The 26,465-nt window shown below is 71.8% G+C and carries 24 protein-coding genes; 10 read left to right on the top strand and 14 right to left on the bottom strand.

The window, feature by feature from the left end; translation table 11 throughout:
• Nucleotides 1-145: 145 nt before the first annotated feature.
• From ACH4RG_RS07135 to ACH4RG_RS07115, 5 genes are all read right to left on the bottom strand, one after another.
• Nucleotides 146-553, bottom strand: a complete 408-nt coding sequence (locus ACH4RG_RS07135; RefSeq protein WP_397920341.1) for a TadE/TadG family type IV pilus assembly protein — start codon at nucleotides 551-553, stop codon at nucleotides 146-148.
• A complete protein-coding gene (locus ACH4RG_RS07130) occupies nucleotides 550-1,038 on the bottom strand; it encodes a TadE family protein (RefSeq protein ID WP_397920340.1) in 489 nt (162 codons plus the stop codon). Before ACH4RG_RS07130 ends, ACH4RG_RS07135 begins: the two co-directional genes overlap by 4 nt.
• A gap of 3 nt (nucleotides 1,039-1,041) precedes the next feature.
• Entirely contained in the window at nucleotides 1,042-2,355 is a 1,314-nt protein-coding gene (locus ACH4RG_RS07125; protein WP_397920339.1) for a CpaE family protein, read from the bottom strand.
• 7 nt (nucleotides 2,356-2,362) lie between these two features.
• A complete protein-coding gene (cpaB, locus tag ACH4RG_RS07120; protein ID WP_018956130.1) occupies nucleotides 2,363-3,070 on the bottom strand; it encodes a Flp pilus assembly protein CpaB in 708 nt (235 codons plus the stop codon).
• A 317-nt stretch (nucleotides 3,071-3,387) separates the two neighbouring features.
• On the bottom strand, nucleotides 3,388-4,254 hold the full coding sequence (locus ACH4RG_RS07115; protein WP_397929837.1) for a hypothetical protein: 867 nt from the start codon (nucleotides 4,252-4,254) through the stop codon (nucleotides 3,388-3,390).
• A 731-nt stretch (nucleotides 4,255-4,985) separates the two neighbouring features.
• Between ACH4RG_RS07115 and ACH4RG_RS07110 the strand changes: the two genes are divergently transcribed.
• Complete coding sequence (locus ACH4RG_RS07110; RefSeq protein WP_397920337.1) at nucleotides 4,986-6,716, top strand: chitinase; 1,731 nt, start codon at nucleotides 4,986-4,988, stop codon at nucleotides 6,714-6,716.
• Nucleotides 6,717-6,849: 133 nt separating this feature from the next.
• Here ACH4RG_RS07110 and ACH4RG_RS07105 read toward each other — a convergent pair whose 3' ends face one another.
• From ACH4RG_RS07105 to ACH4RG_RS07085, 5 genes are all read right to left on the bottom strand, one after another.
• Entirely contained in the window at nucleotides 6,850-8,160 is a 1,311-nt protein-coding gene (locus ACH4RG_RS07105) for an Nramp family divalent metal transporter (protein WP_397929834.1), read from the bottom strand.
• Nucleotides 8,161-8,255: 95 nt separating this feature from the next.
• A complete protein-coding gene (locus ACH4RG_RS07100) occupies nucleotides 8,256-9,731 on the bottom strand; it encodes a GntP family permease (RefSeq protein WP_397920596.1) in 1,476 nt (491 codons plus the stop codon).
• Nucleotides 9,732-10,106: 375 nt separating this feature from the next.
• On the bottom strand, nucleotides 10,107-10,517 hold the full coding sequence (locus tag ACH4RG_RS07095; protein WP_217222554.1) for a RidA family protein: 411 nt from the start codon (nucleotides 10,515-10,517) through the stop codon (nucleotides 10,107-10,109).
• A 6-nt stretch (nucleotides 10,518-10,523) separates the two neighbouring features.
• Nucleotides 10,524-11,282 (bottom strand): IclR family transcriptional regulator, encoded by a 759-nt coding sequence (locus ACH4RG_RS07090; protein ID WP_069753718.1) that lies wholly within the window; start codon nucleotides 11,280-11,282, stop codon nucleotides 10,524-10,526.
• Nucleotides 11,279-12,442 carry a sugar kinase gene (locus ACH4RG_RS07085; RefSeq protein ID WP_398539217.1) on the bottom strand — a complete coding sequence of 388 codons (1,164 nt, stop codon included), beginning with the start codon at nucleotides 12,440-12,442 and terminating at the stop codon, nucleotides 11,279-11,281. Before ACH4RG_RS07085 ends, ACH4RG_RS07090 begins: the two co-directional genes overlap by 4 nt.
• A gap of 134 nt (nucleotides 12,443-12,576) precedes the next feature.
• On the opposite strand from ACH4RG_RS07085, the gene ACH4RG_RS07080 reads away from it, so the two are divergent.
• A complete protein-coding gene (locus ACH4RG_RS07080) occupies nucleotides 12,577-13,914 on the top strand; it encodes an alanine racemase (RefSeq protein ID WP_397929828.1) in 1,338 nt (445 codons plus the stop codon).
• 49 nt (nucleotides 13,915-13,963) lie between these two features.
• Nucleotides 13,964-15,589: an amidohydrolase family protein gene (locus ACH4RG_RS07075; RefSeq protein ID WP_398539216.1), complete on the top strand. Its 1,626-nt coding sequence runs from the start codon at nucleotides 13,964-13,966 to the stop codon at nucleotides 15,587-15,589.
• 7 nt (nucleotides 15,590-15,596) lie between these two features.
• On the opposite strand, the gene ACH4RG_RS07070 is transcribed toward ACH4RG_RS07075, so the two are convergent.
• Complete coding sequence (locus ACH4RG_RS07070; protein WP_397929822.1) at nucleotides 15,597-16,445, bottom strand: siderophore-interacting protein; 849 nt, start codon at nucleotides 16,443-16,445, stop codon at nucleotides 15,597-15,599.
• Between the two features lie 86 nt (nucleotides 16,446-16,531).
• Between ACH4RG_RS07070 and ACH4RG_RS07065 the strand changes: the two genes are divergently transcribed.
• The gene (locus tag ACH4RG_RS07065; RefSeq protein ID WP_398539215.1) at nucleotides 16,532-17,347 is read left to right on the top strand and encodes a TetR/AcrR family transcriptional regulator C-terminal domain-containing protein; all 816 of its coding nucleotides are present in this window, start codon (nucleotides 16,532-16,534) and stop codon (nucleotides 17,345-17,347) included.
• 57 nt (nucleotides 17,348-17,404) lie between these two features.
• Here ACH4RG_RS07065 and ACH4RG_RS07060 read toward each other — a convergent pair whose 3' ends face one another.
• The 3 genes from ACH4RG_RS07060 to ACH4RG_RS07050 form a co-directional block, all read right to left on the bottom strand.
• Nucleotides 17,405-18,265: a serine protease gene (locus ACH4RG_RS07060; protein WP_397920329.1), complete on the bottom strand. Its 861-nt coding sequence runs from the start codon at nucleotides 18,263-18,265 to the stop codon at nucleotides 17,405-17,407.
• A 135-nt stretch (nucleotides 18,266-18,400) separates the two neighbouring features.
• Nucleotides 18,401-18,892, bottom strand: a complete 492-nt coding sequence (locus ACH4RG_RS07055) for a winged helix-turn-helix transcriptional regulator (RefSeq protein ID WP_398539214.1) — start codon at nucleotides 18,890-18,892, stop codon at nucleotides 18,401-18,403.
• A 132-nt stretch (nucleotides 18,893-19,024) separates the two neighbouring features.
• Nucleotides 19,025-19,354, bottom strand: a complete 330-nt coding sequence (locus tag ACH4RG_RS07050) for a hypothetical protein (RefSeq protein WP_397920325.1) — start codon at nucleotides 19,352-19,354, stop codon at nucleotides 19,025-19,027.
• A gap of 119 nt (nucleotides 19,355-19,473) precedes the next feature.
• Here ACH4RG_RS07050 and ACH4RG_RS07045 point away from each other — a divergent pair, with 119 nt between their 5' ends.
• The 6 genes from ACH4RG_RS07045 (at nucleotide 19,474) to ACH4RG_RS07020 (ending at nucleotide 26,450) form a co-directional block, all read left to right on the top strand.
• Nucleotides 19,474-20,286 carry an arylamine N-acetyltransferase gene (locus tag ACH4RG_RS07045; protein ID WP_398539213.1) on the top strand — a complete coding sequence of 271 codons (813 nt, stop codon included), beginning with the start codon at nucleotides 19,474-19,476 and terminating at the stop codon, nucleotides 20,284-20,286.
• A 322-nt stretch (nucleotides 20,287-20,608) separates the two neighbouring features.
• Nucleotides 20,609-21,820 (top strand): pyridoxal phosphate-dependent aminotransferase, encoded by a 1,212-nt coding sequence (locus tag ACH4RG_RS07040; RefSeq protein ID WP_397920321.1) that lies wholly within the window; start codon nucleotides 20,609-20,611, stop codon nucleotides 21,818-21,820.
• Nucleotides 21,821-21,914: 94 nt separating this feature from the next.
• The gene (locus ACH4RG_RS07035) at nucleotides 21,915-22,313 is read left to right on the top strand and encodes a hypothetical protein (protein ID WP_397920319.1); all 399 of its coding nucleotides are present in this window, start codon (nucleotides 21,915-21,917) and stop codon (nucleotides 22,311-22,313) included.
• A gap of 149 nt (nucleotides 22,314-22,462) precedes the next feature.
• The gene (locus ACH4RG_RS07030) at nucleotides 22,463-23,551 is read left to right on the top strand and encodes a hypothetical protein (RefSeq protein ID WP_397920594.1); all 1,089 of its coding nucleotides are present in this window, start codon (nucleotides 22,463-22,465) and stop codon (nucleotides 23,549-23,551) included.
• Between the two features lie 62 nt (nucleotides 23,552-23,613).
• A complete protein-coding gene (locus tag ACH4RG_RS07025) occupies nucleotides 23,614-24,834 on the top strand; it encodes a toxic anion resistance protein (protein WP_398539212.1) in 1,221 nt (406 codons plus the stop codon).
• Nucleotides 24,831-26,450 (top strand): substrate-binding domain-containing protein, encoded by a 1,620-nt coding sequence (locus tag ACH4RG_RS07020; protein ID WP_398539211.1) that lies wholly within the window; start codon nucleotides 24,831-24,833, stop codon nucleotides 26,448-26,450. The genes ACH4RG_RS07025 and ACH4RG_RS07020 overlap by 4 nt, the downstream gene beginning before the upstream one ends.
• The last annotated feature ends 15 nt before the right edge of the window (nucleotides 26,451-26,465 follow it).

Genomic DNA, 26,465 nt, shown 5'->3' with positions numbered 1-26,465 from the left:
TCTCCTCGGTGTTCGCGGACGGTCCGGGTCCGGCAGGTCCGGCAGGTCCGGCAGGTCCGGCAGGTCCGGCAGGTCAAGTCAGGTCGGCCCCGGGGTCGGGGTGGGGTGGGGTGGGGTCGGGTGGGGTGGGGTCGGGTGGGGTGGGTCAGAAATCGATCCGGGACTTCTCGTTGGGCATGGTCGTGCTCCGCTCGGCCCACCAGTCGTCCAATCCGGGCACGACGGACGGCACCTTGACCCGGACCGTGACCGTGATGTCCTGGCCGCCGCTCCTGCGGTAGCGGAATCCGCCCTCCTCCACCCAGTCGCTCACGGCCTCCCGGGCGTTGGACCGCCCGCTGCCCCGGGCGTCCACGCTGGCTTCCGTACGGGCCCCGGCGCGCGCGGCGGTGCCCGCCTGGTTGGCGGCGTACGCGGCCAGGCCCAGCTGGATGGCCGCCATCGCGACGAGGAGCAGCAGGGGGAGGAAGCCGAGGTACTCCATGGCGACCTGGCCCCGGTCGCCCCTCGCGCGTCCGGAACGGGTGCGCCCGCTGTACGGCTGCGTCGTCATCGCTGGTCCTCCCTCGGGGATCCGGCCTTGCCGGTGATCTCGGTGTCGAGGTCGAACAGGCCTGGCACCAGCACCGGGACCTTCAGCTTCACGGTGGCCTCGTACAGCCCGCTGCCGCCGCCGCACCGCACCGACGCCTCGTCCACCCAGGCGTCGGGGAGGTCCTCCATCGCACCTTCCCGGCACGCCGCCCTCGCTCCGTACTCCGCTCCGCTGCCCTTGCGCGCGCCCACGTCGGCCGCGTTGCCCGCGAGGCTGAAGGTGTAGCCGATCAGGGCGCACTCCCAGAGCACGAGCATGATCAGGATGATGAAGGGGGTCATGCCCAGGAACTCGATCGCGGTCTGCCCGCGGTCCCGGTCCCTCATCCGGATACCGGTCCCGGGTCCGGGCCAGCGGTCCCCGGCCCCGTTCCCGTACCGGCGGTCATGTAGGGCGGTGATCCGCCCCCGTATGCCGCTTCGTGCCGTCCTTGTGGTGGTCATCGCTCAACGTGTCCCCTCGGAGTCTCCGAGTCCACGGCCGGAGCCGTCGCGCCGGCGGCGCGGGCGTCCGATCGAGCCCCGGTCGTTCTTCGGTGCGCCGCTGTTCCGCTTGACCAGGGCGCTGCCGCTCTTCTTCGCCGTCGCGCTCTCCTTGACGATGCCCAGCTCTCCGGCCAGGCCCCAGAGCGCCTGCTTGACCGTGCTCTTGGCGTCCAGTTCGTGCAGGCGTCCGGAGTCGATGGACGCCTGGAGTTCCTTGAAGTTGGCGGGGATCGCCGCCGAGGCGACCCGGGTGCCGGTGATCTTCTGGATCAGCGGCGGCTGGATCTCCGTGTTGCGGGTGAAGCGGTTGACGAGGGTGATCGTCTCCTCGGCCTTGCGGATCTGGAGCCGTTCCCACATCCGTACGATGCGTTTCGCGCCGCGCACCGCGATCACGTCCGGGGTCGTGACCAGCAGGGCCACGTCCGCCATCTCGATGGCCGCGGCGTTGGCGCCGTTCATCTGGCCGCCGCAGTCGATGACGACGATCTCGTAGCGGGTGCGGAGCGCGCTGACGATCTGGCGGGCCGAACGGTCGCTGACCTCCTCGCCGCGTTCGCCCTCGCCGGGGGCGAGGAGCAGGGCGAGGCCGGTGGAGTGCGAGAACACCGCGTCCGACAGCACCCGGGGCGAGATGTCGGTGATCAGGGCGAGGTCGACCAGGGAGCGGCGGAACTGGACGTCGAGGAACGAGGCGATGTCCCCGGTCTGGAGATCCATGTCCACCAGCGCCACCGTGTTGCCGGACGCCTGAGCGGCCAGGGCGAGCTGGATGGCGGTGACGGTCGCGCCGACGCCGCCCTTCGCGCCGGTGACCGTGACGACCGTGCCGCCGGGGCCGGTGAAGACGTCGTTCGCGGAGGTGAGGTGGCGTCGTACGCCGGAGGACCACTGCGCGGCCGCCTGGACGCGGTTGGCCAGCTCCTCGTAGCTCAGCGGCAGGGTGACCAGCCCGCGCGCCCCGGAGTCCATCGCGTCGGCGAAGAGGCTCGGGCTGGCGTCCGCGGTGATCAGGACGACGCCGACGGACGGGAACCTCATCGACACCTCTCGGACCAGCTCCAGGGCCGGCACCGGGCCGATCCGCTCGTGGACCAGCACCACCTCGGGCAGCTCGTCGATCGCCTCGCCCGCGAGGCGGGCCAGCGTGTCGATGAGCTGCGTGGAGTCGCCGACCGGGGTGGCGGGTTCGGCGTCGGGCAACTGGCTGAGCAGGGTGGTGACGGAGCGGGCCGCGTCGAGGTCACCGACGGCGGGGAGGATTCTGGTGGTCATCCCATCCTCACTTGTCCTTGTCGAGCGTGTAGGTGCGGTCCCCCGGACGGATGGTGCCGTCGCTGCCCGGGGCGACGAGCGCGAGACGCACGTGCTCCGCGAAGGACTCGGCGTAGGCGACGCGCTGGGTGTCCAGCGTGTTCAGGGCGAAGGTGATCGGCACGGCCTCGGTCGCCCGGGTCCCGCGGTCGTCCGCGCTGGGATCCAGGGCGGTCAGCTCGCCGACGTCCAGCACCTTGGCGTTGGAGACGATGACCTTGGACTGGGCCGCGTCGCCCTGGTCCTCACCGGCGAACGTCGCGTAGATGTTGACCGTCGCACCCGGTGTGATCTTTCCCGCGACGCCGGTGGACGCGTCGATCATGATGGCGATCTCCTGCTCTCCGGCGCGGAGTTCGGGCTTGCGGACCATCATGTCCGACTGGAGCAGGGAGCCTTCGCGGAGCTCGGTGACCGCGATCTTCGACTCGACCTCTCGCAGGTCGGTCACGGCGTTCTCCGAGAGCCAGCGTTCGGGCATCTTGATCTTCTCGAACTGGCCGCTGTTCAGGGCTGTGTACGGAGCCACGTTGGTCTTCAGCTGGTACGCGGTCACCTCGGGTCCGACCTTCGAGTTGACGTCGCTGATCACCGAGAGCACACCGGCGAAGGCCGCGAAGGCACACAGGACCGACAGGAGCAGGAGTATCACGCCGCGGCGCTGGCGGGAGTTCATGGTCCGGACAACCTCGTTCGAATCGGATGCGTGGGGACGGACTGCGGACAGGGAGAGCGGTGCGGTGCAGACGGTTACGCGCATACATCTGCGGTGGAGCGGTGGAGCGGTAAAACGGTCGAGGTGGAGCGGTGAAACGGTCGAGCGGTCGAGGCGGAGCGGTTACGCGCTTACATCTACGGTGGCGCGCTGCTGCGGGCCGACCGGAGCGGGGACGGTCTCGTGCGGGGAGTACAAGGAGTGCCAGAAGTGCGGGAAGTGCGGGAAGTGCGGGCAGGAACCGGGAGGAGCGGGTCCTGCGGGGAGGAGCGGCCTCGCTAGGGGCCCGGTGATTCGCCGGCCCCGTGGGGGAGGACACCGGTGAGGAGCGCGCGGTTCTCCGAAGCCGTGAGAGGAGCGGAACAGAATGCGCAGCGGTCGCCGATGAGTTCCATGGCGCACCAGTGGCACTTTTCCCGGCGTACGGAGGAGACCAACTGGTAGAGCACGGGGAGGTCCGGTAGGTGGGCGGCGAACTCCACCAGCTTTCCCGTGCCCCACCAGCGCGGTGAGTCGGACGGGACCGTGGCGTCGTGAATGGCCTGGACCTTCCAGGCGGGCGCGAGGGTCTCCTGTACCCAGTCCGACTGCAGATTCCCTTTGGCGACCAGAAGATGCGTACCAAAATCCGGTCCCGTCGGAGGTTCGACGGTCGGGCCCACCTTCACCAACTGCGACTCGGGCCCGGCGAGCACGGCGAACTGGGACCCGGGGACCCAGGACTTGGCGTGGCTCTTGAGGCTGACCGGGACCCGGTCGAGCCGGGCGACGGAGTTGAGGAGTGCGCCCGCGTAGATGTAGTGCGAGAGCAGCCGGGCGGCGGAGGCGACCACCCCGGGGCTGAAGTCGCAGATGGACAACTGTCGCAGCTGGCGCACCAGTACCGCGAGGCCGAGGGGCGGGAGGTCCACCTTGACCAGGGCGATCCGGTCGCTCTCCAGCACCGAGCGGATGGAGTGGAGGCGACGCTCGTGCTCGGGCCGGATACCCGAGGGGTAGAGGGCGATCACATACCCGTGCTGTTCCAGCAGCAGGTGCATGTCGCCAATCGCCAGCTCCAGCGTCTGGGCCTCGGGGGCCTGGAGCAGAGCGGCGGTCGGCGTCTGCTGGTCGGTGGGCGGCAGCACCAGGTCTGCGCTCGTCACTGCTATTGCGGTCGGCACGCTCTTCCCCGTTTCGGCTCCGGTCGACGTGGGGACGTCGGCCGCAATCGCTCCTGACTCCGTGCTCCTGACCCAGCACTTTAGCCACGTCTCAGCAGGCAGAGAACAGTTATCGGAGACCAGTACGGCATCATGCGAACACCGTTCCTACGGGGCCCGGGTGCTAAACGGGACGAAATCGATTCTGCCCAACTCGACTGTCATCGCGTAGCGTTACCGAAGCCTGCGCCCGGTTCTCGATCAGGTATCCATTCGCGCACGTCAGACTGGATTCCGGCATGCCGGCCTCCTTTTCGTAAGGGCGTTTCCGTGACCGTCGGAAGAGCGCCCACAAGATCACCCGTGCGGGGGGCGATGTGCGGGCGTGGGGGAGGCTCCCGGCGGAGAAACCCTCGCCGGGGACCTCCCCGGGACCTCGGGCGCCCCGTCGCCGACCCGGCGGCACGACCTCGCGCTCCCGTTCGCTGTAGGCGTTTTACTGCCAGAGGTCTTGACAACTTGATTGGTCTGGACCAGTTTTATGCGCCAAGCGGTGGCCACCGCCCCCGGCCGGACACCCCGTGTTCAACGTCCCCGGTTCAGCACCCCCTGTACCACCGCCGTACGACATCCCCGCTCCGCCCGGCCCACCCCGTGCAGCCCCGGCCGCCCCTCGTCCGTCCGGCACTCCCGCACGTCCCCCGCCAGGCCACCAACTCCCCACGGAGGAACCAGTGGAACGCTCCGCAGGCAGCAGTCGCAGAAGGCGTCGTCGCTCCCGTCCCGTCCTCGGCGGCACCATGGCCGTCATCGCGGCCGCGGCCCTGACCGTCACCGGACTCGTCAGCACCGCCCAGGCCGCCGACGTCAACAACGCCAAGAACGCGGGCTTCGAGTCGGGCCTCGCCAACTGGACCTGCGCCGGAAACAGCGGCACCGTCGTCTCCTCCCCCGTGCACGGCGGTACGTCGGCGCTGAAGGCCACCCCGGCCGGCCAGGACAACGCCAAGTGTTCGCAGGCCGTCAAGGTGAAGCCCAACTCGACGTACGCCCTCAGCTCCTGGGTGCAGGGCGGTTACGCCTACCTCGGCGTGAGCGGCACCGGAACCACCGACGTCTCCACCTGGACGCCGGGCTCCGCCACCTGGACCAAGCTGTCCACCAGCTTCAAGACCGGCGCGAACACCACCTCGGTGACCGTCTACACCCACGGCTGGTACGGGCAGGCCGCCTACCTCGCCGACGACTTCGAGGTGACCGGCCCCGACGGCGGTGGCGGCGAGGAGCCCGGACCGGTCATCCCGGCGGCTCCCGCGGGGCTCACGGCGGGCGCCACGACCACGTCCTCCGTCGCCCTGTCCTGGAACGCGGTTTCCGGCGCCACGGGCTACAAGGTGTACCGGAACGGTGTGCAGGCCACCACCTCCACCGGAACCTCGGCGACCGTCACGGGCCTCACCGCGGACACCGCCTACCAGTTCTCGGTGAGCGCCACCAACGCGGCCGGTGAGTCGGTCAAGTCCGCCGCCATCAGCGCCCGTACGGCCAAGGAGGGTACGGGCCCCGGCCCCGGGCCCACCGTGCCCAAGCACGCGGTGACCGGCTACTGGCAGAACTTCAACAACGGCGCGGCCGTCCAGAAGCTCAGCGACCTCCCCGCCGACTACGACATCATCGCGGTCTCCTTCGCGGACGCCACGGCGACCCAGGGCGCGGTCACCTTCAACCTGGACACCGCCGGGCTGAACGGCTACACCGACGCCCAGTTCCGTGCGGATATCAAGGCCAAGCAGGCGGTCGGCAAGAACGTCATCATCTCGATCGGCGGCGAGCTGGGCACGGTCCGCGTCGACAGCGACGCCTCCGCCACCGCGTTCGCCAACTCGGTGTACGCGCTGATGCAGGACTACGGCTTCAACGGGGTCGACATCGACCTGGAGAACGGCCTCAACGCCACCTACATGACGAAGGCGCTGCGCCAGCTGTCGGCGAAGGCGGGCCCCGGGCTGGTCCTCACGATGGCCCCGCAGACCATCGACATGCAGTCGACCTCGGGCGAGTACTTCAAGACGGCGCTCAACGTCAAGGACATCCTGACCGTCGTCAACATGCAGTACTACAACAGCGGTTCGATGCTCGGCTGCGACGGCAAGGTCTACTCGCAGGGCTCGGTGGACTTCCTCACCGCGCTGGCCTGCATCCAGCTGGAGGGCGGCCTCGACCCGTCCCAGGTCGGCATCGGCGTCCCCTCCTCCACCCGCGCCGCGGGCAGCGGCTACGTCTCCCCGTCGATCGTGAACGCGGCGCTGGACTGCCTCGCCAAGGGCACCAACTGCGGGTCGTTCAAGCCGTCCAAGACCTATCCGTCGCTGCGCGGCGTGATGACCTGGTCGACGAACTGGGACGCGACGGCCGGGTTCGCCTGGTCGAAGGCGGTCGGACCGCACGTCCGCAGCCTGCCGTAACGACACCGCACCACCCGGAACCCGCAGCGCCGCCGCTCCCCCGGCGGCGCTGCGGCGTTACGTCGGCGACCACCCGGTCGCCAGGGAGCCGGGGCATCGGGCCACATGGCCACATGGCCACCGGCGCAACGGGTCACCAGGGCAGTTCGCGCACCTGCTGGACGCACAGCACGACGAACAGGAGCCCGGACAGGGCGAGCATCCCGTTGCTGAGCCATCCGTTGCGCCATTCCCCCGGCGTACGGGAGGAGTTGAGCAGCCAGAGCAGGGTCAGGGCGAGGAACGGCATGAAGAAGGCGCCGAGCACCCCGTAGGCGATGACCAGGCCGAAGGGCTGGTCCAGCCAGAGCAGGGTCATCGGCGGGAAGGTCAGCCACAGGAGGTACGCGCGGAACGGCAGGGAGCGCTGCCGGCGCTCGGCGACCTCCGGACCCTCGTGCCCCTCGGTCTTCGCCGCACCGGCCGCCGGAGCCCGGAACCGCTCCACGAAGTCGGCGAACATCAGGCTGACCCCGTGCCAGACGCCGATCAGCGACGAGAACGACGTGGCGAAGAAGCCCACCAGGAAGAGCTTGGCGGTGCCGTCGCCGAAGCGGTCCTCCAGCACCTTGCCCAGGTCGATCAGGCCCCGGTCCCCGGAGGTGAGGGCGGTCTGGGAGGCGTGCAGCAGCTCGGCGCCGACGATGAGCATCGCCACGACGAAGACCCCGGTGGTGATGTAGGCGACCCGGTTGTCGAGCCGCATCACCTTCATCCAGGAGGAGTTGCTCCAGCCCTTGGCGTTGACCCAGTACCCGTACGCGGCCATGGTGATCGTGCCGCCGACGCCGCCGATCAGCCCGAGGGTGTAGAGGAGCGAGCCGTCCGGGAGCACGGGCAGCAGCCCGGCGAACGAGGCCCCGACGTCCGGCACGACGCGGACGGCCACGTACACGACCACCACGAACATGATGCCGATCAGGACCGTCATGACCTTCTCGAAGACGGCGTACCGGTTGAACCAGACGAAGGCCAGCCCGACCAGCCCGGTGACGATCGCCCAGAACTTCAGCCCGGGGCCGTCGGGGAACAGCGCCACGATGGGCAGCGCGCTGGAGGACATGGCCGTCGCCCCGTAGAGGAAGCCCCAGAGCACGACGTAGACCGCGAAGTACACCGTGGTCCAGGGGCCCAGGCTGCGCCAGCCGTCGAAGAGCGTCCGGCCGGTCGCCAGATGCCAGCGGCCGGCCGCCTCGGCGAGCGAGATCTTGACGACGCAGCCGATCACCGCCGCCCACATCAGGGTGTATCCGAACTTGCTGCCCGCGATGAGCGTCGCGACCAGGTCACCGGCCCCGACTCCGGTCGCCGCGACGACGATGCCGGGGCCGATGTACTTCCAGCTGGACTCACGTGGTCGGGAGGCCGGCTCCCCTGCCCCTGTGGTTGCGCTTGTCTCCGCCATGCCGATCAAGGAAGCGCAATAGGCGGGACAGCACAAGGGGGCGCAGGGAACCGGCACACACGGGGACGGGGAACGTCCCCGTGTGTGCCGGTTCGCTAGATGACCAGGCTGAGCAGCGCCGCGACGACGAAGCCCGCGACCGAGAGCACCGTCTCCAGCACGGTCCAGGACTTGAGGGTGTCGCGCTCGCTGATGCCGAAGTACTTCGACACCATCCAGAAGCCGCCGTCGTTCACGTGCGAGGCGAAGATCGAGCCCGCCGAGATCGCCATGATGATCAGGGCGAGGTGGGCCTGGGACAGGTCCTGGCCCTCGACCAGCGGGACCACGATGCCGGCCGTCGTGACGATCGCGACGGTGGCCGAGCCCTGGGCGACGCGCAGGACGACCGAGATCAGCCAGGCGAGCAGGATGACCGGCAGGCCGACGTCGTTGAAGGTGTCGGCCAGCGCGTCCGCGATGCCGCTGCCCTTGAGGACCGCGCCGAAGATACCGCCCGCGCCGACCACCAGCAGGATGTTGCCGACGGGCTTGAGCGAGGACGTGGAGACCGATTCCAGGGACTTGCGGGACCAGCCGCGCCGGATGCCCAGCAGGTAGTACGCGAGCAACAGGGCGATCGTCAGGGCGACGAACGGGTTGCCGAAGAACTCGACGACCGAGCGGAGCGTGGAGGGGTCCAGGGCGATGGAGGAGAACGTCGCGGCGAGGATCAGGATCAGCGGGGTGCCGATGATCGCGAGGACCGTGCCGAGCGGGACCGGCTTCTCGTGCGGGGTGACCCCGGCGGCGCGCTGTTCGGCGGCGACGGCGGCCTTGGCCTCCTCGGCGGCCTCCACCATGTCCTGCGGGACGTCGACGAAGATCCGCTTGCCGATCCAGGCGGCGTACGCCCAGGCGGCGATGACCGACGGGACGCCGACGACGACGCCCATCAGGATGACCCAGCCGAGCGAGACGTTGAAGAGTCCGGCGGCGGCCACCGGTCCCGGGTGCGGCGGCAGGAACGCGTGGGTCATCGACAGGCCCGCCAGCAGCGGCATCGCGTAGAGCAGGATCGATTTTCCGGAGCGCTTGGCGGCGGCGTACACGATCGGTGCGAGGACGAAGATGCCGACGTCGAAGAAGACCGGGATGCCGAAGACGAGACCCGTCATACCCATGGCGAGCGGGGCGCGCTTCTCGCCGAAGGCGTTCAGCAGACGCGCACTCAGCACCTCCGCTCCGCCGGACACTTCGAGGATCGCACCGAGCATGGTGCCGAGCCCGATGATGATCGCGACATGGCCGAGGATGCCGCCCATGCCGGACTCGATGACCGAGACGGCGGCGGATTTCTGCACGGTGCCGAAGAGTTCGGTGACCGAGAGCCCGGCGCCGAGGCCGACGGCTATGGAGACCGCGAGCAGGGCGACGAACGGCTGGAGCCTGACCTTGATGATCAGGAAGAGCAGGAGGGCGATGCCGAGGGCGGCGACGGTCAGCAGACCGGCGGTGCCGTCGATCAGGAGGAGCAGACCACCGGTGCGCGGTGGTGTCTCGACCGGCGGTGGGCCGGCGGCGAGCAGCATGGGGACTCCGGTGGTGCTGGAGGGCAGGGGGGAGCGCGGCACGGCGCCCCCGGGGAGCGGGGCGCCGTGCCGTACGGCGTGCTGGAGCGGTCCTGCGGGTGGGGTGGAGCGGTCAGCGGGGGCCTGCGATCAGGGGGACGGGGGCGGCGCGCCGGGGTGGTCGGCCGACCGGGAGGGCGGCGTGGCCGGGGTGGTCAACCGACCGAGGTGGCCGGCGGACCGGGGTGGTCAACCGACCGAGGTGGCCGGCGGACCGGGGTGGTCAACCGACCGAGGTGGCCGGCGGACCGGGGTGGCCGGCGGACCGGAGTGGTCGGCGAGCGGGGGTCGGCGGGCCGGGTCAGCGGGCCGAGGGGACGGCGCGCCGGGGGGCGGTCAGCCGATCACCGCGAGGGCGTCGATCTCGATGAGCAGCCCCTTGGGCAGGCCGACGTAGACCGTCGTGCGGGCCGAGGGGGCCTCCTTGAGGTTCTGCTCGGCGAAGTAGGTGTTGTAGATCTCGTTCATCTCCGCGAAGTGGTCCACGTCCGTGAGGTAGACGCGCATCATCATCACGTCGTCCCAGCTCGCGCCGCCCTCCTCCAGGATCGCCTTGACGTTGGCGAAGGTCTGGAGGGTCTGCTCGCGGAGCGTGGGGCCGGCGGGTGTGGGGGCCTGGCCCTCCACGGCGGGGAGGAAGCCGACCTGGCCGGCGACCTGGAGGATGTTCCCCTTCTTCACGCCGTGCGAGAACTTCGCGGGCGGCGTGGTGTGGGTGGAGGGGGTGAGGGCGGTCTTCTCGGTCATGGCGGATCAGGCTTTCTTGGGTCGGGTGGTGCCGGAGTACTCCCGGCTGATGGTCTCGGCGGTGCGCCGGACCAGCGGGAGCAGGGTGAGGAGTTCCTCGGCCGTGACGACCACATTGGGTGCGGACACCGACATGGCCGCGACGACCCGCCCGTCCGCGCCGCGAATGGGGGCGCCGATGCAGTTGATGGACTCCTCGTGGCCACCGAGGTCGGTGGCCCATCCCTGTTCGCGGACGACGGCCAGCTCCTTGAGGAACGCGGCGGCGCCCGGCGTCGAACGGGACGTGTACATGGGGTAGTCGAGCTTCTCGGCGATGACGCGCCGCTCGGGCTCGGTGAGGTCGGCCAGCAGCAGCTTGGCCACGGCGGCGACGGTGATCGCCACGGGCTTGCCGATCCGTGAGTACATCCGGACCGGGTAGCGGCTCTCGACCTTGTCGATGTAGAGGACTTCCTGCTCCTCGTACACGGCGAGGTGGACGGTGTGCCCGCACCGGTCGTTCAGCGCGACCAGGTGGGAGTGGGCGATCTCGCGCACGTCGAGGTTCTCGACGGCCTCCTGGGCGAGCGCGAAGAGCCGGGCGCCGAGGCGGTAGCGCTGGTCCTCCTGGCGGTAGACGAGGCCGTGCTCGTGGAGCGTACGCAGCAGCCGCAGCGCCGTGGACTTGTGGACGCCGAGCCGCTCGGCGACCTGGCCGAGGTCGGCGGGTCCCTGGGCGAGCAGCGGCAGGATGCTGAGCGCCCGGTCGACGGTCTGGCTCATGGTGTGCGTACCTCCTCGGAGGCCCGGTCGGCTGCGGTCCAGCCGGGGCCGAGACGAAGTCTCCCCCAGGCGTCGTCGTCGAGGGCCGCGAGGCGGTCGGCGTGGTCGCGGGCGGGCGGGTCGGTGAGGTCGCCGGGGACGGTGAGGACGGCGGCGGCCATGAGGTGCCCGTGCCGGACCCGGTCCCGCACGGGCAGCCCGCGCAGAGTGGCGGAGAGGAACCCGGCGGCGAACGCGTCTCCGGCCCCGACGGCGGCCACGACGTCGACGCGGAGGGCGGGGACGGGAATAACGGTGTCGGCGGCGAACCTGGCCACTCCGGCGGCGTCCTCCGCCCCTTCGGCCCCCGCCGAGCCGACTCCGGGGGCGTTTTCAGCCCCGCCGGCGTCTGAGGAGCGGGGCCCGGGGCGGGGCCCCGAGAACACCGTCGCGCCCGCGCTCCCCCGCTTCACGACCACCGCGGCGGGCTCCGGCAGCGCCGCCCGGATCGCCTCCGCGCCGACGATCCCCCACGCCTCCTCCGCCTCGTCCTCGCCGACGAACACGAGGTCGGAACGGCGGGCCAGCTCCAGCAGCACGGAAGCGTCGGCGTCGCCGCCCCGCCACAGATGCGGCCGGTGGTTCACGTCGAACGACACCAACGGGCGCCCCGGCCGCGCGGCCGTGAGGTCCCGCAGCAGCGCCAGGCAGTCGGCGGACAGCGCGGCCGTGATCCCGGACAGGTGCAGGACACGGCCCGCGAGGAGGTCCTCGTACGGCACGTTGTCCGGGGACATCGCGGAGGCGGCGGACCCGGCCCGGTAGTAGGCGACCTCGTGGGTGTCGGTCCCGCGATCCGTGGCCGTACGGAAGTAGATGCCGGTCGGGCGGGCCGGATCGCGGCGGACGGCCGAGGTGTCGACCCCGTACGACGCGATCGCCTCGACGAGGTGGTCGCCGAAGCCGTCCGCGCCGACCCGGCCGACCCAGGCCGCCCGGTGCCCGGCTGCGGCGAGCGCGCAGGCCACATTGGACTCGGCGCCGCCGATCCCGCGCCCGAAGGAGGGCACGTCGGCGAGGCGGCCGGGCTGCGAGGGGAGGAACGTCACCATGGACTCACCGAGGCAGACGACATCGGTGGTCGTGGCGGCGTCGGCCGTCCCTGCTGCGGGTCCGGGCACTGGAGGGCTCCTGACTGATCGGCGTGCGGGCCGGTGGTCACCATTGACCGGGCATCGGCTCGGATGTTAGACAGCGTTGAGCGATATACGCAATGGGTGTTGCATATGTTGCAACGAACTTCGAGGAGTCCCCCTTGGCAGCCGAACGCCCCACCGGCCACACCGCCGTTCCCGCGCCCTCCGCCCCCGGCGCCTCCCCCGCGTCCCTGGCGTCCGGCCTCGCCGACGAACGCGTCGACCACCGCTTCAAGGCCCTGCCTCCGGACGCGGAGGGCCTGACGGTCGGGGCGCTGGCCGCCGAACGCCGCAACCTCTTCACCGGCGGGTTCACCACCCCCGTGCTCGCGCTCTCCGCCGAGTCGGTCGCGCACAACCTCGATCTCCTGGAGACGTACGCCGAGCGCCACGGCCTCGCGTTCGCCCCGCACGGCAAGACGTCCATGTCCCCGCAGCTCTTCGTCGACCAGCTGAAGCGCGGGGCGTGGGGCATCACAGCCGCCGTGCCGCACCAGGCCCGGGTCTACCGGGCGTACGGGATCGGGCGGATCTTCCTCGCCAACGAGCTGGTCGACGCCGTCGCCCTGCGCTGGCTGGCCGGCGAGCTGGCCGCCGACCCGGAGTTCCGCTTCGCCTGTTACGTCGACTCCGTGCGCGGGGTCGAGCTGATGAACGAGGCCCTCGGCGCGGCGGGCGCCACCCGCCCGGTCGACGTGGTCGTGGAGCTGGGCGCGGGCGAGGGCGCGCGCACCGGGGCCCGCACGGAGGCCGCATGCGCGGCCGTGGCCGACGCGGTGGCGGCGGCCGGTTCGCTGCGGCTGGTGGGCGTCGCCGGGTACGAGGGCGAGGTGCCGGACGCCGACCCGGAGCGCGTACGGGAGTGGCTGCGGCGGCTCGTCGGGCTCGCGGCCTCCTTCGACGCCGAGCGGCGGTTCACCGCGGCCGACGAGATCATCGTCAGCGCGGGCGGCAGCGCCTGGTTCGACGCGGTCGCGGACGTCTTCGCCGAGATTCCCGAACTGAGCCTGCCGGTCCTGAAGTTGCTGCGCTCCGGCGCGTACGTCTCGCACGACGACGGGCACTACAAGCACCTCACCCCGTTCAACCGCGTCCCCGAGGAAGGCGCGCTGGAGCCCGCCTTCCGCCTCTGGGCGCAGGTCGTCTCCCGCCCCTCCGGCGAGCAGGCGTTCCTGAACGCGGGCAAGCGCGACGCGGCGTACGACCTCGACCTGCCCGAGGCGCAGGTGGTCCGCTCCGGCCGGGACGGCTCGGTCAGGCCCGCCACCGGGGTCACGGTCACCGGCCTCTCCGACCAGCACACCTGGGTGCGCACGGCGGCGGGCACGGAGCTGGAGGTGGGCGACTGGGTCGGCATGGGCCTCTCGCACCCCTGCACCAGTTTCGACAAGTGGCAGTTGATCCCGCTGGTCACGGCGGACGGCACGGTCACCGACTACATCCGCACGTTCTTCTAGAGCCATGGGCCCGCGACACCCGGCCCCTCCCCGATCGGATAGGTGACCCATGGACCTGGTCCTGCGTGACGCGCTCGTCGTCGACGGCACCGGCGCACCCTCCTACCGCGCCGATGTGGCCCTCGCCGGCGGCCGCATAGCCGAGATCCACCCCGAGGGCTCCCCCGGCCCCCGCCCCACCGCCACCCGGGCCGTGGACGCGGACGGCCTCGCGCTCGCCCCCGGCTTCATCGACATGCACGCCCACAGCGACCTGGCGCTGCTGCGCGATCCCGACCACAGCGCGAAGGCCGCGCAGGGCGTCACCCTGGAGGTACTGGGCCAGGACGGGCTGTCCTACGCCCCGGCCGACGACCGCACGCTCGCCGAGGTCAGGCGCTCCATCACCGGCTGGAACGGCGACGGGAGCGACATCGACTTCGACTGGCGCACCGTCGGCGGCTATCTGGACCGGCTCGACCGGAACTTCGGCGGCCGGGGCGTCGCGGTCAACGCCGCCTACCTCATCCCCCAGGGCACGGTCCGGATGTACGCCGTGGGCTGGGACGACCGGCCCGCCACCGACGCCGAACTGGCCCGGATGAAGGAGCTGGTGGACCAGGGCATGCGGGAGGGCGCGGTCGGGATGTCCTCGGGGCTCACCTACACGCCCGGGATGTACGCGGATGACGCCGAACTCACCGAGCTGTGCCGGGTGGTGGCCCGCCACGGCGGTTACTACTGCCCGCACCACCGCAGTTACGGGGCCGGAGCGCTCGAAGCGTACGAGGAGATGGTGCGGCTCACCCGGAGCGCCGGCTGCGCCCTCCATCTCGCCCACGCCACCATGAACTTCGGGGTGAACAAGGGCAGGGCGCCGGATCTCCTCGCCCTGCTCGACGGGGCGCTCGCCGCCGGGGCCGACATCTCGCTCGACACCTACCCGTACACCCCGGGCTGCACCACGCTGGTGGCCGTGCTGCCGAGTTGGGCGAGCGAGGGCGGGCCGGACGCGATCCTCGCGCGGCTCGCGGACGCGGAGAGCGCGGAGCGGATCCGGCACCACCTGGAGGTGCTGGGCTCGGACGGCTGCCACGGCGTGCCGATCGAGTGGGACACCATCGAGATCTCCGGCGTCGGCGCACCGCACCTGGCCGAGTACGTGGGGCGCACGGTGGCGGCGTCGGCGGCGCTGCGGGACGAGGAGCCCTGGGTGACCGCCCGGCGGCTGCTCACCGAGGACCGGCTCGGGACGACGATCCTCCAGCACGTGGGCCATGAGGAGAACGTCCAGCAGATCATGCGGCACCCGGTGCACACCGGGGGCAGCGACGGCATCCTCCAGGGCGACAAGCCGCACCCTCGGGCGTACGGCACGTTCCCGCAGTATCTCGGCCGGTACGTCCGGGAGTTGGGCATCCTCTCGCTGGAGGAGTGCGTCGCCCATCTGACCTCGCGCCCGGCCGCCCGGCTGCGGCTCGCGGACCGGGGCCTGGTGCGCGAGGGCTACCGCGCGGACCTGGTGCTGTTCGACCCGGAGACGGTGGCGGCGGGCTCCACGTTCGAGAAGCCGCGCGCGCTCCCGGTCGGCATCCCGCATGTGCTGATCGACGGCCGTTTCGTCATCGAGGACGGCAGGCGGACCCCGGTGCTTGCGGGCCGGGCGGTCCGGGGAGCGGGTGCCGGGGCGGTCTGAAGGCTCTTCACCGACCGTCCGCCGCGCGTTCCGCCGCCCAGGCGAGGTCCTCCTCGGTGGGGGCGTCGTCCTGGGTGAGCGCGCGCCGCCAGTAGCCGCTGAACTCGACGGCGGTCCTGGGCAGTCGGCGCTCCTCCACCAGATGGCGGCGGAGCTCCCGGACGGCGGAGGACTCGCCCGCCACCCAGGCCGCGTCCACCCCGTCGAGGACCGGTCCGGCCTCCCGCACCGCCGTCGGCAGCGAGCCGCCCCGGTCCCGGCGCACCCACCGGACCTCGGACCCGCCGACGGCGGACGGCAGCTCCCGCTCCTCCCCCGCGTCCGCCACCTCGGCGAAGACCACGGCCCGGGTTCCGGCGGGCAGCGCCTCCAGCACCGTGGCGATCGCGGGGAGCGCCGTCTCGTCCCCGGCGAGGAGCATCCGCCGGGCGGCGGGCAGCGGCCGGGCATAGAGGGAGGACGGGCCGACCATGCCGAGGACGTCGCCGGCCCGGGCCGCCGCTCCCCAGCGGGACGCGGGGCCACCGTCACCGTGGAGCACGAGGTCCACGGTCATCACGTTGCGTGGGCGGTCGTAGGCGCGGACGGTGAAGCTGCGCATCCAGGGCCGTTCCGCCTCCGGGATCGCGAGGAACGCCTCGTACCAGCGCATGCCGTACGGGTCGTCCGCCTCCGCCTCCGGCAACCGGGGCACGGTCTGCCCGGCGCGCGGCAGGCAGAGCTTCAGCTGCTGATCGGGGCGGTCCTCCAGCAGGCCGGGAAGTTCGTCGGCGGTGAAGCCGATCCTGGCCGTCCGGGGGGTGATCCGCTCGACGTCCGTGACCCGCACCCAGGTGACCGGCAACGTCCGGTTCATTCGTGCCCGACCTCTCTCCCACGCTGATAACTTACGGCGTAATGAATTACCCGCCGGACGTTACTTTACGCCGTAAGGAGTCGCAAGTGGTGGTCTTCGCCGGGCAGGGCGACCCGCGCCGTTCCCTCTCCCTCCTCTGGCGCGCGGACGCCCCGCCCCCCACGCGCGGCGGTCCGGGCCCCAAGCCCCGGCTGAACGTCGACGCGATCGTTGCGGCCGCCGTGGCGCTCGCGGACGAGGAGGGGATGGGGGCCCTGTCGATGCGCGCGGTCGGCGACCGGCTCGGGCGCACGGCGATGGCGCTCTACACCTACGTCCCCGGCAAGAGCGAGCTGCTGGACCTGATGTACGACGCCGTCCACGCCGAACTCCCCGCCGCCCGGCCGGAGCCGGCCCACTGGCGGGCGGCGCTCACCGCCTGGGCCGGGGAGCTCCTGGAGTTCTACGTCCGGCACCCCTGGGTGCTCCAGGTCTCGCAGGCGCGCCCGGTGCTGGGGCCGCACGAGTACGCGGGCCTGGACGCGCTGGTCGCCCTGTTGCGGGCGACCGGCCTCGATGCGGGGTCGCTGCGGCGGCTGGTGGGGACCCTGTACCCGTATCTTCGGGGGTCGGCGCAGGTGGTGGCCGACGCACGGCTGGCCGCGGCGGCGACCGGGAGTTCCGACGAGGAGTGGTGGGCGGCGCGCTCGGCGGCCCTGACGGAGCTCGTCCCCGACTTCGCGGAGCGCTTCCCCGCCGTGAGCCGGCTGGAGGCGGACGGACCGGTGGAGCCGTATTCGGTCGCGGAGGAGGGCGCGGAGGCCATGCCGTATCCGGAGCGGGAGGCCCGGGAGGCGTTCCGGGTGGGGCTCGGGGTGCTCCTGGACGGGATCGAGGCGGCGCGCGCCCGGCGGCCCCGGTAGTGGACGGGGCCGCCCGGCGCGCGCCGGGCTCACCGTTGGCGACTGCCGTCGCTCCGGTTACGGCTTGGGCAGCGCACAGCCCTCACGGGTGAGGTCGATCGCGCTGCCGGCCCCGATGCACGGCACCATGTTGTACGTCTGCTGGGCGTAGTTGATGCCCTCACGGACGGTCACCTCGCCGTTCTCGTCGACCTCGCACGGGTTGTTGTCCGTGCACTCCTGACCGCTCTCGTTACCGGTGTTGTTGACGGCGACCACCTTGCCGGTGGCGTCGTCGATCACCGGCGAGCCGGACGTACCGCCGATGGTCCGGCACTCCGGGGTGTAGCGGACCGAGTCCTTCCAGGTCCACCGGCCCTCCTTGAGCTGGTGGACGAAGCCGTCGATGTCGCAGCTGTAGGTGCGCTTCCAGTAGCCGGAGGCGACCGTGATGGCGGTGCCCGCCGTCGGGTGGGCGGTCTCCAGCTCCAGCGCCCGGATGCCGTAGCCGTCCTCGATCTGCTGGTAGGTGCTGGTGAGTTCGTAGAGCGAGAGGTCGGTGTCGGTCATGGTGCCGTACGCGATCTTGCTCGCCTTCAGGGTGCCGACACCCCTGCCCGAGGCGTTGAGCAGGGTGAACGTCCGGGAGGACGGCCGGTCGACCACGACCTCGCCGGGGCCCGGGAAGCCGGACTCCATGCAGTGCCCGTTGGAGAGCACGAGGGCGGGGTCGGTGGGGGCGGCGTCGGGGCGACGGACGACGGAGCCCGAGCAGTTGCTGAGCGCGACGGTCCCGGCGAAGGTCACGGCCTTCGCGGCGGGGTCGGCCTTGGGCGCGGCTTCCTGTGTCTGCGGCGCGGGTGCGGCTGCGGCGACGGGCGCGACACCGGCTCCCAGGAGCAGTGCAGCGAGAAACGCACCGACGAGAGGCTTGTTCATGTGGGGGGTCCCCTCCAGTGATGCCAAGGACCGGAGATCTTCCGGCTTTTGACATGCGCATGTTGGCGCAGATGTCAGGCCATCACAAGGGGCCCTCTCTCAGGGGGCCGGTTCCCGTCGCGACCGCCGCGTTCGCTACCTCAGTCCCGCCACGGGCTCGGGGGCGGCCCCGCGACAGGCCGAGGCGCCGACTCCGGCGTCGACCGCGACACCGACTCCCGCACCGACTCCCGCACCGACTCCCGTATCGGCTCCGGTCTCCTCCGCGCCGCCACAGCCGTCGGCCTCGGTCTCCTCCGTGCCGCGAGAGATGTGGTCGCGCCCCCACTGCCCCAGCGGTTCCAGCGCGGCGTTCAGCGAGAGGCCCAGAGGGGTGAGCGAATACTCCACGCGCGGCGGCACTTCGGCGTACACCTCGCGGTGCACGATGCCGTCGTCCTCCAGCTCCTTGAGATGCGAGCTGAGCACCTTCTCGGTCACCCCGGTCACGGCCCGGCGCAGCTCACCGAAGCGGCAGGTCCGCTCGTTCAACGCCCACAGGATGAGCACCTTCCACTTGCCGCCGATCACGTCCATCGCCGCGTCGATCCCGCAGACGAAAGCCCCCGGCCTCCGTACGATCCGCATCGTCCGCCCTCCCCCTGCCTGGTCACCGGAAGCGAGGTGACCGCCCACTCCACAGTGGGTTCTCGCTGCCCCGCACGGTCGACCAGCCTAATCGGCAGGTGCGACAACCACGCGGCTTCCGCCCGGCCCGCCTCAGGCCTCCGCCGCCGCCGCCTCCTTGGCGTACGTCACCGCTTGGAGCAGCGTCAGACCGGGTTCGGCCCGGCGCAGGATCTTGATGGCCTCCACGGAGTCCGCCGGCCCCTGATGTCCGGCGGCGGCGAGCCGCTGTCGCACCCACCGGCCGCGCAGCTCCTCGTCGGGGCGCGCGGCGGCGTCCTCGGCCACGACCAGGGCGCGCTCCAGCCCGGGGCGCTCGGAGTCCGTGGCGGTCTCCAGCGCACGCCGGAGCCCGGCGACGACATCGGGGGCGTCCCGGAGGACGAGTGCGGCGAGGGGCTGGGGCTTCCGGAACATGCTCATATGATCACCGCTACCCGGCCCGGCCCGGCTCGCACCCGAGTTGAGCAAGATCTGAGCCGCCGCTCCCGCCGGTCCGGGGCCGGAGTCGCGCCCGCGCCCCGGCTGCGTACGGTCGGTGTATGACTCTCGACCTCGACGCGTACTTCGCCCGCATCGGCTGGACCGGAAAGCCCCGCCCCACGCTGGAGGTTCTGCGGTCCCTGCACCGCGCCCATCTGACCGGCATCCCGCTCGAGAACCTGGAGGCCGTCCTCGGCTCCGCCCCGTCGCTGGCACTCGCCGACCTGGAGGCGAAGCTCGTGCACGGCGGGCGCGGCGGGTACTGCTACGAGCACAACACCCTTTTCTCCGCCGCGCTCAGGCAGATCGGTTTCTCCGTGACGCCGCTGACGGCCCGCGTGGTGCTGGGCGCCGCGCCGGGCGACATCCGGCCCCGTACGCACATGCTGATGCGGGTGGATGTGACGGGCGAGCCGCACCCGTATCTGGCGGACGTCGGGTACGGGGCGTCCGGTGCCCTGCTGGAGCCCATCGAACTGGTGGAGGGCGCCGAGCTGTCCGACGTGCCGCGCCGTCACCGGCTGGTCCACGCACCGCACCACGGTCCGCTGCCGCTGTGGGAGCTCCAGGCCGACCAGGGCGGGTCGTGGGAGCCGCAGTACGACTTCACCCTGGACCCGTACGAGAAGCCGGACTACGAGGTGCTCAACTGGTTCATCGCGACGTACCCGCGCTCGCCGTTCCGGCAGGCGGTGTACGCGCAGCGCACCCGGATCGGCTCCCACCTCGCGCTGTCGGGGCTCCACCTGGTGGAGACGGCCGACGACGGCACGGTCCGGGAGCGGCGGCTGAAGGACGGCGACGAGGCGCTGCGCGTCCTGTCGGACGACTTCGGCATCCGTCTCCCGGAGGGCGTCCGGCTGCCGGAGTGACGCCCACGGCGGCGGGAACGGGCGCGCCGGTACGCGTCGGGCGTGGTGACGGCCGGGATGACAGGCGCCGGAACGAGCGCGCCGGCCCGGCCGGGTCGGCGCAGGGCCCCGGTACGGGCACCCGCGTGGCGCATCTCACCCGTTCCGGCCGCCCACGCCCCGTTTCCAAGCCGCGACGCCGCCCCGACCGGGCGATCCCACGGTCCGGAGCGGCGGCGGGCATGGCGATGGAAGACGGGACGGGGCGGGGAGGCGCCCCGGAGGGAGTACGCCGGGAGCAATCCCCGCGCACCTCGCGAAACGCCGCCGTAAGCTCGCGGACATGCAGGTCATCCAGTCCACGAAGCTCTCCAACGTCTGTTACGAGATCCGGGGTCCCGTGCTGGAGGAGGCGATGCGGCTGGAAGCGGCCGGTCAGCGCATCCTCAAGCTGAACACGGGCAACCCCGCCGCGTTCGGGTTCGAGTGCCCGCCGGAGATCCTCGAGGACATCCTGCGCAACGTCGCGGGCGCGCACGGTTACGGCGACGCGAAGGGTCTGCTGTCCGCGCGCCGCGCGGTGATGCAGCACTACCAGACCAAGGGCATCGAACTCGACGTCGAGGACATCTACCTGGGCAACGGCGTCTCCGAGCTGATCCAGATGTCGATGCAGGCGCTGCTGGACGACGGCGACGAGGTGCTCGTACCGGCTCCCGACTATCCGCTGTGGACCGCGTCGGTCTCGCTGGCGGGCGGGACGGCCGTGCACTACCGGTGCGACGAGCAGGCCGACTGGATGCCGGACCTCGCGGACATCGAGCGGAGGATCACCGACCGCACCAAGGCCCTGGTGATCATCAACCCGAACAACCCGACCGGCGCGGTGTACGACGACGAGATGCTGCGCGGTCTCACGGAGATCGCCCGGCGGCACAACCTGATCGTCTGTTCCGACGAGATCTACGACCGGATCCTCTACGACGGCGCGACCCACACCCCGACGGCGGCGCTGGCCCCGGATCTCATGGTGCTGACCTTCAACGGGCTCTCCAAGAACTACCGGGTGGCCGGCTACCGCTCCGGCTGGATGGCCGTCTGCGGACCGAAGGCGCACGCCACCTCGTACATCGAGGGGCTGACGATCCTCGCCAACATGCGGCTCTGCGCCAACATGCCCTCGCAGCACGCGGTGGCCACGGCGCTCGGCGGCCGGCAGTCGATCCAGGATCTGGTACTGCCGGGCGGCCGGATCCTGGAGCAGCGGGATGTGGCGTACGACCTGCTGACCTCGATCCCCGGGGTGACCTGTGTGAAGCCGAAGGGGGCGCTGTATCTCTTCCCCCGGCTCGACCCCAGGGTCTACAAGATCAAGGACGACCGGCAGATGGTGCTGGACCTGCTGCGGGCCGAGAAGATCATGGTCGTGCAGGGCACCGGCTTCAATTGGCCCGAGCCCGATCACTTCCGGATCGTCACGCTGCCGACGGTCGAGGACCTGACCGACGCGGTGACCCGGATCGGTACCTTCCTGGACGGTTACGGTCAGCCCTGAGGAAGGGGCCGAGGACCAACCCTCTTCCGGAACGCACACAACTTTAGACTCATTCCAATGTAGGATGGCTCCACGCACCATCGGGAGGCCATCCATGTACGAGCCGATCCGCAGCTCCTCGGTCCACACCCCGGCCGACGAAGCGGACTTTCCGCACCGCAGCCGCGAGGAGGAGCTGGACATCCAGCTCGCCGGGCACCTGGCGGCCCTCCTCGCGGTCACCGACGAGCTGGGCCTCACCGTGCCGGGCGACCGGATCGCCGAGCAGGTGGCCCGGCTGCGCGGCACCCCGCCCGCGCGGCACGCCGGCCTGACCGACGCCGCCCCCGCGGTCCTCCACCGCCGTGCCCACGCCCTCGCGGGCCGTGCCCTGCTGGTGGCGGCGTCCCGCGCCGACACGACCGCCGCCATCCTCTCCGCGCTACGGATGGACGCCCACACGGCGGCCCTCGCCGACCCCGCCCTCTCCGGGCAGCTGGTCGGCGCCCACTGACGGCCCCGGTCCGCGTGCCGTCGAGGCGCGCGGACCGGGCGCCATGGCCCGGGGCCGTTGCGTACTGGGATGACCCCTTCATCTTCCGTCCACCCAACTCGGCCCGGAATGTGGGTTTCCGCGAGCACGCTGCGCAGGTGAGACGCATCGTGGGAATCGTCCTGGCGGTCGTGCTGATCGCCGGTGTGGCAGCGGCCGTCGCCCTGGGCCGCGACAGCGGGGAGAGCGGCACCGCCGCGAAGACCGTGCGCGGAGTGATCGGGTCGGAGAAGGCCGAGTTCTTCGCCGACCCCGACACCGTGAAGGCCCTCGCGGCCAAGGGGTTCACCGTTCGGACCGAGACCTCCGGGTCCTGGGCGATGGACCGGCTGCCCCTGAAGGGCCACGACTTCGCCTTCCCCGGCTCCAAGGCCCCGGCCGATGAGCTGCGTCGGGGAGCCGACGCCCAGGGCGGCCCGCTGCGGCCGTTCTACTCGCCGCTCGTCGTGGTGGCCCATCGCAACGCGGCCGAGGTCCTCGCGGACAACGGGCTGGCCCGGCTGCGGGCCGCCGGCGGGTCGAAGTTCACCACGCAGGGCACTCTGCTCATGGGTCCCTACCTCGCGGCGGCCGAGGACGACCGCACCTGGCAGCAGCTGAAGGGGGCCTCCGGGCATGCCGAGTTGAGCGGCACGGTGTTCATCACGAGCACCGACCCCGTCACCTCCAACTCCGGCGCTCTCTACCTCGCCGCCGCCTCGTACGTAGCCGACGGCGGCCGGGTCGCCGCGGACGCGAAGGCCGTGGAGCGCACCGCGCCCCTCATGCGCAAGCTCGTCCAGGTCCAGGGCGCGCAGCAGCCGAGCAGCGACGCACCGTTCCGCGACTTCATCAGCGGAGTGGGCAACCCCCTCGTGCTGGTCTACGAGTCGCAGGTGGCCTCCCTCCTGATGAGCAGCCAGCGGCAGGAGATCGGCGACCTCGTCGTCCTCTACCCGGACACCACGGTGTCCAGCGACCACACCCTCGTACCGCTGACGGACCACGGCCGCGAGCTCGGCGAGCTGCTGTCCACCGACCCCGGGCTGCGGAAGCTGGCGGTACGGCACGGCTTCCGGCCCCAGGGTGCGGCGGCCGAGTTCATCGCCGCGACCGCGGACCACACCGCCTACATAGACCAGCGGCTGACCGGTGTACGCCAGGCGCCCGTGCCCACCGCGGAGGTGCTGCGCTCGATGGCGCGGCGGGCTCGCGGCTGACGCCCGGCCCCCGGCACGCCCTGTTCCCCGGAATCGCACCCGCAGCACAGGAGACCTCCACCATGCCTCAGAACGACGTGCCGCAGGACCCTCGGCAGCCGTACGACCCACCCACCACCCCGCTCGTGCTCACCCCGCCCGCACCCGTCACCCCCATCCGTGCCGAGCAGGCCGCCGGGCTCGTCCCGGTCGGGGAGGCCGCGCGCGCCGACCTGGTCCGGCGCGCCGAGGAGTACGTCGAGGGCCTCGCCGGGCTCGACGCCCGTTCCCCCGAGTTCGGCGCCCGGGTCGGCGAGATCGCCGCGCTCGGGCAGGGCGACATCCGCGGCGCCGCCCAGCAGTCCAACCGGATGCTGGACCGCACCGTCCGCGCGCTCGCCTCCGGCGAGGGCGACGCCCCGGCCCGGGTGGGGGCGTCGCTGGTCGAGCTGCGCCGCACGGTGGAGGACCTCGACCCGCGCGACACCCCGGGACGCGGGGCCCGCCGGCTGCTGTCCCGGCTGCCGGGCGGACGCCGGCTGCGCGACCACGTCGCGAAGTACGCCTCCGCCCGGGGGACTCTCGACCGGATCGTCGGTTCGCTCCGCGGCGGCCAGGACGAACTGCGGCGCGACAACGCCGCGTTGCACACCGAGCGCACCCGCCTGTGGGACTCCATGGGCAAGCTCCAGGAGTACGCGGTGCTCACCGAAGCCCTCGACGGCGTGGTGGAACGGCGCGTCGCGGAGGCCGAGGCGGCGGGCGACCCGGTGCGGGCGGACGCGCTCCGGGCCGACGTCCTCTTTCCCGTGCGGCAGAAACACCAGGACCTGCTGACCCAGATCGCGGTCTGCGCCCAGGGGTACCTGGCGATGGACGTCGTGCGGCGCAACAACGACGAGCTGATCAAAGGCGTCGACCGGGCGGCCACCACCACCGTGTCCGCGCTGCGGATCGCGGTGATGCTCTCCTCGGCACTGGAGAACCAGCGGCGGGTCACCGAACAGGTGCGGGTGCTCCGGTCGACGACCGAGGACCTCATCCGGGGCAACGCGGAGATGCTCGCCACGCAGAGCGGGGAGATCCAGCGCGTCGCGGCCGACCCCGCGGTCGGCGTCGAGACCCTGCGCACCGCGTTCGGGCAGATCTACGCGACGCTCGACGCCATCGACACGTACAAGGCGCGGGCGACCGGAGCCATGGCGGCCACCGTGGAGTCACTGACCGCCGAACTCCAGGAGGCCGGCGCGCGGTTGGCACGCAGCCGCGCGACGGATGCGACGCCGGACGGGGGCCGCTCATGAACAGCCGCCCGAGGAAGGGCTCCTTGGCCCGGCGCGCGCTCCTCCCGCTGCTGGCCGCAGCCCTGACCGTCCCGCTCGCCGCCTGTACGACGGACCGGGAAAGCGGGCGGGACACCGGCCGGGGCGGCGACGACGGGCAGCCCCGCAAGGAGACCGTACGCGTCCTGGCCTCCAGCGAACTCAGCGACATGGGGCCTCTGTTGGAGAAGGCGCGCGAGGCGACGGGGATCACCGTGCGGCCCACCTGGGCGGGCACGCTGGACGCCGTGGAGCGCCTGGCGTCCGGGAAGACGGACGGGGCGTTCGACGCGGTGTGGCTGTCGTCCAACGACTATCTGCGGCTCGATCCGGAGGCCGCCCGCCGGATCGCCTCCGAGACCCCGCTGATGGCCTCCCCGGTCGCCCTCGGGGTGCGGCCCGGGACGGTGCGGCGGCTCGGCTGGGATGCCGGGGCGGTCAGCTGGGCGCAGGTCCACCGGGCGGTCGCGGCGGGGGACCTGACGTACGGGATGACCGACCCGAGCCGCTCCAACTCCGGTTTCGCAGCGCTGATCTCGGTGACGTCCGGGCTCTCCGGCGCACAGGCGGCGCTCACCGACGCCGACGTCCGCGAGACCGGGTCGAAGCTGAAGGAGTTCTTCGCCGGACAGCGGCTGACCTCCGGCTCCTCGGGGTGGCTGGCCTCCGCGTACGCCCGGCGCTCCACGGTGGACGCACTGATCAACTACGAGTCGGTTCTGCTGTCCCTGAACCGGGACAGCGGCGCCGGGCTGACGGTGATCCGCCCCCGCGACGGGGTGGTGACCGCCGACTACCCGCTGAGCGCCCTCACCGGGGCCACGCCCGACGCCCGGGACGCCGTGCGGACCCTGACCGAGCACTTCCGGTCCACCGCCGTGCAGCGGGAGATCACCGCGCTGACGCTGCGCCGGCCGGTCGTCGCCGGCGCGCGCCCCGCCGATCCGCTCTCCCCCGAGCAGCGCCGTGAACTGCCGTTCCCCGGTACGCGGTCGGTCGCGGACGGGCTGCTGGCCTCGTACGAGCACCGGCTGCGGCGGCCGTCGCGGACCGTGTACGTGCTGGACACCTCCGGGTCGATGGAGGGCGCGCGGCTGGCCCGGCTGAAGTCCGCGCTCAACGGGCTGACCGGCGATTTCAGGGAGCGCGAACAGGTCACGCTGCTGCCGTTCGGGTCCTCCGTCAAACAGGTCCGCACGCACACCGTCGACCCGGCGGACCCGAAGGCGGGCCCGGCGGCGATCCGGGCGGACTCCGCGGCGCTGACCGCCGAGGGGGACACCGCGATCTACTCGTCGCTCGCCGCCGCCTACGACCACCTCGGCCCGGACACCGAGTCCGCGTTCACCTCCATCGTGCTGATGACGGACGGCGAGAACACGGCGGGCCGGTCGGCGGCGGAGTTCGCGGCGTTCTACCGGGCGCTGCCCGCCGCCCGTCGGGTCACCCCGGTGTTCCCGATCGTCTTCGGCGACTCCGACCGCTCGGAGCTGGAGTCGATCGCGGCGCTGACCGGCGGCCGGCTCTTCGACGGCACGAAGGAGGAGGGTCCCGGTTCGCTGGACGGGGCGTTCGAGGAGATCCGTGGCTACCAGTAGGAGCCGGGGCGGAGG

The organism is Streptomyces sp. NPDC021019, assembly GCF_044333295.1.
In the GTDB taxonomy this organism is placed as follows: domain Bacteria; phylum Actinomycetota; class Actinomycetes; order Streptomycetales; family Streptomycetaceae; genus Streptomyces.
This window is presented reverse-complemented; position numbering and strand designations above follow the sequence as displayed.

Bases quoted from the DNA above. Each gene is read 5' to 3' on its own strand.
- ACH4RG_RS07020 (WP_398539211.1), top strand. From the start codon at position 24,831: ATGAACAGCCGCCCGAGGAAGGGCTCCTTGGCCCGGCGCGCGCTCCTC.
- ACH4RG_RS07050 (WP_397920325.1), bottom strand. From the start codon at position 19,354: ATGAGCATGTTCCGGAAGCCCCAGCCCCTCGCCGCACTCGTCCTCCGG.
- ACH4RG_RS07130 (WP_397920340.1), bottom strand. From the start codon at position 1,038: ATGACCACCACAAGGACGGCACGAAGCGGCATACGGGGGCGGATCACC.
- ACH4RG_RS07075 (WP_398539216.1), top strand. From the start codon at position 13,964: ATGGACCTGGTCCTGCGTGACGCGCTCGTCGTCGACGGCACCGGCGCA.
- ACH4RG_RS07055 (WP_398539214.1), bottom strand. From the start codon at position 18,892: ATGCGGATCGTACGGAGGCCGGGGGCTTTCGTCTGCGGGATCGACGCG.
- ACH4RG_RS07040 (WP_397920321.1), top strand. From the start codon at position 20,609: ATGCAGGTCATCCAGTCCACGAAGCTCTCCAACGTCTGTTACGAGATC.
- ACH4RG_RS07105 (WP_397929834.1), bottom strand. From the start codon at position 8,160: ATGGCGGAGACAAGCGCAACCACAGGGGCAGGGGAGCCGGCCTCCCGA.
- ACH4RG_RS07135 (WP_397920341.1), bottom strand. From the start codon at position 553: ATGACGACGCAGCCGTACAGCGGGCGCACCCGTTCCGGACGCGCGAGG.
- ACH4RG_RS07035 (WP_397920319.1), top strand. From the start codon at position 21,915: ATGTACGAGCCGATCCGCAGCTCCTCGGTCCACACCCCGGCCGACGAA.
- ACH4RG_RS07100 (WP_397920596.1), bottom strand. From the start codon at position 9,731: ATGCTGCTCGCCGCCGGCCCACCGCCGGTCGAGACACCACCGCGCACC.
- ACH4RG_RS07090 (WP_069753718.1), bottom strand. From the start codon at position 11,282: ATGAGCCAGACCGTCGACCGGGCGCTCAGCATCCTGCCGCTGCTCGCC.
- ACH4RG_RS07025 (WP_398539212.1), top strand. From the start codon at position 23,614: ATGCCTCAGAACGACGTGCCGCAGGACCCTCGGCAGCCGTACGACCCA.
- ACH4RG_RS07070 (WP_397929822.1), bottom strand. From the start codon at position 16,445: ATGAACCGGACGTTGCCGGTCACCTGGGTGCGGGTCACGGACGTCGAG.
- ACH4RG_RS07095 (WP_217222554.1), bottom strand. From the start codon at position 10,517: ATGACCGAGAAGACCGCCCTCACCCCCTCCACCCACACCACGCCGCCC.
- ACH4RG_RS07060 (WP_397920329.1), bottom strand. From the start codon at position 18,265: ATGAACAAGCCTCTCGTCGGTGCGTTTCTCGCTGCACTGCTCCTGGGA.
- ACH4RG_RS07125 (WP_397920339.1), bottom strand. From the start codon at position 2,355: ATGACCACCAGAATCCTCCCCGCCGTCGGTGACCTCGACGCGGCCCGC.
- cpaB (WP_018956130.1), bottom strand. From the start codon at position 3,070: ATGAACTCCCGCCAGCGCCGCGGCGTGATACTCCTGCTCCTGTCGGTC.
- ACH4RG_RS07045 (WP_398539213.1), top strand. From the start codon at position 19,474: ATGACTCTCGACCTCGACGCGTACTTCGCCCGCATCGGCTGGACCGGA.